Below are 825 nucleotides of genomic sequence, written 5' to 3'. Positions count from 1 at the left end.
TACCATAGGCGTAGGCGCCGCCGTAGATCGGGTTCTCGATCATTCGGTGGATGGTCGCATAGCTTGGCCTGCGCCAGACCACATCGCCATTGTTGCGCTTGGCAGGCAAATCCAGCCCATGTTCGAGGAACCAGAGCAGGGCCTGGCGGGCACTGCCGAGTTCCGCCACCTTGTCAAACACAAGGGTGATGGCCTCCTGCATGCGACGGTCGGGATCCTTCTCCAGCCGGTCGCCGACCTTCACGAAGCCGACCGGGGAAGCGACGACGAGTTCACCGCGCCGGGCCTTCTCATAGCGGGCCGACAAGGAGCGCTGACGCAGAAGATCGAGCTCATACTCGTTGAGACTGCCCTTCAATCCCAGCAGCAGCCGGTCATTGCCCTGGCGCGGTGCGTAGACCGTCTCCTGGTCGATCAGCACGGTATCGACGACGCGGCACATCTCGATGAGCTGCTGCCAGTCGCGGCTGTTGCGGGCGAAGCGCGATACCTCCCGCGCCGCAACCGCCCCAACCTTGCCGAGACAGACTGCTGCGACCATCCGATCGAAGCCCGCTCGCGCGACACCGCCAGCAGCAGAGCGGCCGAGATCGTCATCGACCGTCTCGATGCAAGACCAGCCGAGCGCGACCAGGCGATCGCGCATCGCATACTGCAGGGCGCTGCTCTCACGATTGTGCAGAACCTGATGGGCCGAGGACTGCCGCACATAAAGGATCGCCTTCGCTCCAGATGGTGGGGCCGGATCTTCTCATGCATCATGGCGTGCCTCCTCCCGTGGAACGGCGCGCTCGCCGTCGACGTGGTCGAGGATCAGGCGCACCA

Annotated in this window: 1 protein-coding gene; it reads right to left on the bottom strand. The window is 64.2% G+C overall.

Features of this window, described 5'->3' with window-relative positions; translation table 11 throughout:
* A partial coding sequence (locus tag NKH49_RS34755) for a recombinase family protein (RefSeq protein WP_352930218.1) occupies nt 1-709 on the bottom strand: 709 nt, incomplete at its 3' end.
* Between the last annotated feature and the right edge of the window lie 116 nt (nt 710-825).

Origin of the sequence: Mesorhizobium sp. M1088, from assembly GCF_040318575.1 — a bacterium.
Taxonomy (GTDB): domain Bacteria; phylum Pseudomonadota; class Alphaproteobacteria; order Rhizobiales; family Rhizobiaceae; genus Mesorhizobium.
Note: the sequence above shows the minus strand (reverse complement) of the source record. Positions and strands in the feature narration are given on the sequence as shown.